Raw genomic sequence first — 6,107 nt, forward strand, 5'->3', positions numbered from 1 at the left:
GTGTGTTGTATTGGCTGGAATGCATATGCCAAAAACATGGGTGTAATGCGCATTCTTTTGTTTTTGGTTTTCTTTACCTGGGGGGATACGTGGCGCGTATTTATTGATGATCATTTGCGCGATTGGGGGTGTTTTGGTCTGGGCTAGCTTTGCGCTGTCCCACGTCCTGTGGGGTTTCTGTGAAGGTAGGGGTTTGAATGAGCAAGAGGGCGGGGGCCGGGCGTAGGCCCGGCTTGCTGGAACCCGGTCGAACTTGGAGCCGGCGCGTAGCTGTGTCTCTGGTTCTGACCATGGCGGTGACGACGCTGGCGGAGATGCCGGCATCGTTTGCCGGTGAGTCGTCTGCGGGTGCTGAGGAGTCGCAGGGCGCCAAGGGGTACGCGACGTCGGCAGCTGACCTGGCGTCGGCTCGAGTGCTGGCCCGGTTGTCCGGGAAGCGTGTGGAGGTTCTGGCCGAGCGGTCGGAGACCTCGACGACGTGGGTGAATCCGGAGGGGTCACTGACGACGGAGTTGGCGGCGGGACCGGTCCGGTTCCAGGACGCCAGCGGCTGGCGGGCAGTGGATCTGGATCTCCAGGCCAGTAACGGTGTGGTGGAGCCTGCCGCGCACCCTCGGGGCCTGCGGCTCGCCGGGGGTGGCAAGGCAACCGCGCCGGCGGCCGCCGGGTCGGGCAAGGCCCAGGACCTGGTGACCCTGGGCGAGGGCGATCAGCAGATCGCGTTGCAGTGGAAGGGGGATCTGCCCAAGCCCGTCCTGAAGGGCAACCGGGCTACCTACCGCGGCGCGGTGACGGACGGCGACGTCGTGGTGGAAGCCACGCGTACCGGGTTCGAGCAGTTCGTGCAGATCACCACGCAGCCTGCGGCTGAGGGCTATGCGTACACGCTGCCGCTGAAGGCCAAGGGCCTGAAGGTGGTGCAGAACGAGGACGGCAGCCTGCTCTTCACCGACAAGAAGGGCAAGAAGCAGGCGGTGATGCCGGCTCCGGTGATGTGGGACGCCCAGGTCGACAAGGTCTCCGGGGAGCACACTCATCAGGCGCCGGTGAAGCTGGAAGTCGTTCGCAGCAAGGGAACGATCAGTCTGGTGTTCACCCCTGACGCGAAGTTCCTCGCCGACCCGGAGACGCAGTATCCGGTCACCGTGGACCCCTCGACGTCGGCCCTGTCCAACGTCTTCGACACCTACGTCCAGCAGGGCGAGACCGTCGACTGGTCCAGCGACGTCGAGCTGGATCTGGGCAACCCGGGCACCACGAACGCCGACGGCACGCCGCGGACCGCCCGTTCCTTCATCACATGGAACACCGCGCCGATTTCGGACGCGCTGGTCTCCAGCGCGAAGCTGAGCCTGTGGAACTTCCACTCCGGGAACACCGACTGCAAGGCGTATCCCTGGGCGGTCTACAGCGCGGGCAAGGCTTCCACCACTTCGCGCTGGGCCGCCCAGCCGACCTGGGCGACCACCGCGTCGGCGACTTCGACGGAGACCAAGGGCAACACTGGTTGCGCCTCGGCGCCCGACGGCTGGGTCAACGCAGATGTCACCGATCTGGTGCAGTCGTGGGCGTCGGCGAAGAACGCCACGTCTGGCATGGGGCTGCGGGCGCCGAGCGAGACGGTCACCGCGCAGTGGAAGCGGTTCAACTCGGCCAACGCCGCGTCCAACCCGCCGAAGCTGACCGTGACCTACAACTACCGGCCCAAGACGGGGACCGACCAGCAGGCCGGACCCCCGTTTTTCCAGGACTCCACCGGTGCCTGGTTCGTGAACACCACGACGCCGACCCTGAGCGACACGTTCGTCGACGTCAACAACGACAAGGTCGACGGCACGTTCGAGATCGACGATGCCGCCACCAGTACTCAGGTCGGCAACTACCTGGTCTCGCCGTACGTGCCCTCGGGCCAGCCGGCGTCGGTGACCGTTCCCGCGGGTCTGCTCACCAACGGCAAGACCTACAAGTTCCGCACCAACCCGTACGACGGTACCCACTACAACAACGACTGGTCGGCGTGGGCGACGTTCACCGTCGACACCTCCGCCCCTTCCGCGCCGACGGCGGTGACCTCCACCGACTACCCCTCCGCCTCGTGGGTCAAGGGCGCCAACCAGGCCGGCGTCTTCAAGGTGACGCCGCCGGCAGGGGACCAGAACGCCATCGAGTGGTCGCTGGACGGTACGACCTGGACGAGCGTGGCCACCAGCGGCACCACCCCGGTCAACATCACCGTCAAGCCCGCCAAGGCCGGAACGAACACGCTGCAGGTGCGGGCCAAGGACAAGGCCGACAACACCTCCGAAGCCCTCTCCTACACCTTCCATGTCGGCCCCGGAGGCGTCACCAGCCCCGACGAAGGCACCCGCACGGCTGCCCGTCTTCCACTGACCGCTGAAGCGGACGGCTCCAAGTTCGACAAGGTCACCTTCTCCTGGCGCCGTGGTGAGGCCGACACCTGGACCACCATCCCCGCGGGCGCCGTGACGTCCGGGGGCCAGCCGCTGACGGCATGGCCGGTGGCGCTGACCGCCGGCAAGAGCCCGAAGCTGACCTGGAACGCCGCCTCCACCGTCAATCCCGACGGAGCGGTGCAGATCAAGGCGGACTTCACCGGTCCTTCCAGCGCCTCCGCCGCTTCCGATCCGGTCAACGCCACCATCGACCGGACTGCCGACGGCGCCGCGAGCGAAGAAGTGGGCCCCGGCTCGCTGAACCTCCTGACCGGCGACTACACGCTCTCCGACAACGACGCCTCCTTCTTTGGCCTCTCGGTCGACCGGACGGCTTCTTCCCGATCGCCGCAGGCAGGTGCCGGCACCGACCAGCAGGCCCCGATCTTCGGCAAGGAATGGCTCTACGGCGCCTCCGGCGACCAGTCCTCCACTTCCTGGACGAGGCTGTTCAAGACCGCCGCAACGTCCGTAAGTGTCGGCGCCGCGGGCGACGACACGACGCTGAACTTCACGCAGAACGCGGCGAAGACGGGCTGGATACCCGAGGTCGGTGCCGAAGACTACGAACTCACCGGCACCTTCACCGGTTCCTTCAGCCTGAAGAGCTCCGCGGGCGAGGTCACCACCTTCAGCCCGGTGAGCGGCAGCACCACCCTGTGGAACGCCTCGACCTCCTACCTGGAGGGCCTGGCCAACACCACGACCACCACCGTGAGCGAAGCGATCACCCTGGGCGAGAACAAGACCTCCCGCCCGAAGCTGCTCATCGCCCCGACACCGGCGGTCACCGCCTCGGCGTGCGCGACCACGCCGTCGACGAAGGGCTGCCGGGCACTGGAATTCATCTACGCCTCCGCCACCACGGCGACCGGCTCCACGCTGGGAGATGTCAAGGACCAGGTCTCCGCGATCAAGCTGTGGTCGACTGCGCCCGGAGCCTCCGCGGCCACCGCGCAGACCGTCGCGGCCTACGCCTACGACGCCAGCGGCCGCCTGCGGGAGCAGTGGGACCCGCGTATCAGCCCCGCGCTGAAGACCGCCTACACCTACGACAGCTCAGGGCGTATCACCGCGCTGACGCCGGCCGGACAGCTGCCGTGGAACTTCACCTACGGGCAGGCCGGGGCCAACCCGGCCGCCGGTGCGGGCATGCTCCTCAACGCCTCCCGCTCGACGCTCACGCCGGGCAGCGCCAGCCAGACCAACGGCACCGCCGCTACCACCATCGTCTACGGTGTGCCGCTGACCGGATCGACCGCACCCGAGGACCTCGGCACTTCCGCGCTCGCGTCGTGGGGACAGACCGACGCCCCCAGTGACGCCACCGCGGTCTTCCCCGCCGACCAGGTGCCCGCCGGCAACGACGGCAGCACCCTGACCGCCGGCTCCTACACCCGCGCGGGCATCCACTACATGGACGCCTCCGGACGCGAGGTCAACGAAACGACCCCCGGCCACCACATCTCGGTCACGGAATACGACCAGTTCAGCAACTCCGTCCGGTCGCTGACCGCCGGCAACCGCGAACTGGCACTGGGCACCACCACCGCCCAGAAGGCGGAACTCACCGGCCTCGGCATCAGCGCCCTCGCCCCGTCCGAGCGTGCCCAGCTGCTGTCCACCTCGACTGTCTACAACGACACCGGAACCCGCGAGATCGCGGAGTACGGGCCGCTCCACCAGGTCGTGCTCGGCTCGAAGCTTCTCAGCGGCACGACCACCGTCGCGCAGGCCGGCAGCAAGGTCATCGCCCGGTCCCAGACCCTCAAGGAGTACGACAGCGGCCGTCCCACCGACGGCACCGCCGCGGTCAAGGACCAGGTCACCAAGGAGACCACCGGGGCCCAGCTGCGATCCTGGCCGGCCCTGACCGCCGACCCCCGTGTCACGACGACCGGATTCGACTGGGTCAAGGGCGTGGCCACCACGAGCACCCAGGACCCCGGCGGGCTGGCACTGACCACGACCACCACCTACGACGACCAGGGCCGTGTGATCAAGACCGCCCTGCCCGCCTCCACCGGCACCGACGCCGGTGCGACGCAGACCACCTACTACTCCGCGACGGGCACGGGTACCTGCAACGGCCGCCCCGAATGGGCGGACATGGTCTGCCAGACCTCGCCGCTCGCGGCGATCACCGGCGGTGGCACCAACCCCGCACAGCTGCCGACCAAGACCATCGAGTACGCAGCTGACGGACAGGTCGCCAAGGTCACCGAGACCGCGAACGGCACCACCCGCACCACCGTCAACGGCTACGACACCGCCGGCCGTCCCACCACGGTGACGGTCACCGGTGGCCTGGGCCCCGTCGTCCCGGCCAGCACCACCAGCTACGACCCCGCCACCGGACAGGCGAACAAGCAGACCTCCACCGCCGGCGGCACCATCAGCAAGACCTTCGACCTGCTCGGCCGTCAGCTCACCTACACCGACGCCGACGCAGCCGTCACCACCACCGAGTACGACGCCCTGGACCGGCCGACGAAGGTCACCGACACCGTCCCCTCCACCACCACCTACACCTACGACACCGCGATCGACCCCCGCGGCCTGACCACCTCGCTCACCGACTCGGTCGCGGGCACCTTCACCGCCCGCTACGACGCCGACGGCGCGCCGACCACCCAGACCCTGCCCGGCGGGTACACCCGCACCGACGAGCAGGACACCACCGGATCGGCCACCGGCCGCACCTACACCCGCACCAGCGACGGCACCCTTCTCCTGGCCGACAGCGTCAGCGAGAACACCCACAGCCAGACCGTCGCCCACGGCGGCACACCCGGCGTGACCTCCTCGCAGGCCTACACCTACGACAACACCGGCCGCCTCACCGCCGTCCAGGACACCGGCGCCGACGCCGTCTGCACCACCCGCACCTACACCTTCGACAAGAACAGCAACCGCAAGACCCTGGCCACCGCCGCAGCAACCGTCGGCTTGGACTGCACCACCACCGGCGCCACCAGCACCCCGTACACCTACGACACCGCCGACCGGCTGGTGAACAGCGGCTACACCTACGACAACCTCGGCCGCACCACCGCCCTGCCCGGCACCACCCTCACCTACTACAACAACGACCTGGCCCAGCAGCAGACCGCCGGCACCCAGCGCCAGACCTGGACCCTCGACTCCAACCTCCGCTACCGCGGCTGGACCACCGAGACCAACACCGCCGGCACCTGGACCCAGACCGCCACCAAGACCAACCACTACGACTCCGACACCGACAGCCCCCGCTGGATCACCGAAGACACCAGCGGCAACCTCACCCGCAACATCGACAGCCCCACCGGCGACCTCGCCGCCACCAGCACCAAAACCGGCGGCACCGTCCTCCAACTCGCCAACCTCCACGGCGACATCGCCCTCCAGCTCCCGCTGGACACCACCACCGCCCCGACCGTCCTGGACACCGACGAATACGGCAACCCCCGACCCGGCCAACAACCCACCCGCTACGGCTGGCTCGGCGCCAAAACCCGCTCCACCGAAACCCTCACCGGCCTCACCCTCATGGGCGTCCGCCTCTACAACCCCACCACCGGACGCTTCCTCTCCACCGACCCCGTCCCCGGCGGCAACGCCAACGCCTACACCTACCCCCTCGACCCCATCAACCAATACGACCTCAACGGCAAG

At 68.3% G+C, this 6,107-nt stretch carries 1 protein-coding gene; it reads left to right on the forward strand.

The genetic code is table 11. The features are described 5' to 3' along the window. Window positions 1–290: 290 nt before the first annotated feature. Window positions 291–6,107: DNRLRE domain-containing protein (locus tag ACFYPN_RS33570; protein ID WP_389303671.1), on the forward strand; the 5,817-nt coding region annotated here is incomplete at its 3' end.

The sequence above is a fragment of the Streptomyces sp. NPDC005576 genome, assembly GCF_042871745.1.
GTDB lineage: Bacteria > Actinomycetota > Actinomycetes > Streptomycetales > Streptomycetaceae > Streptomyces.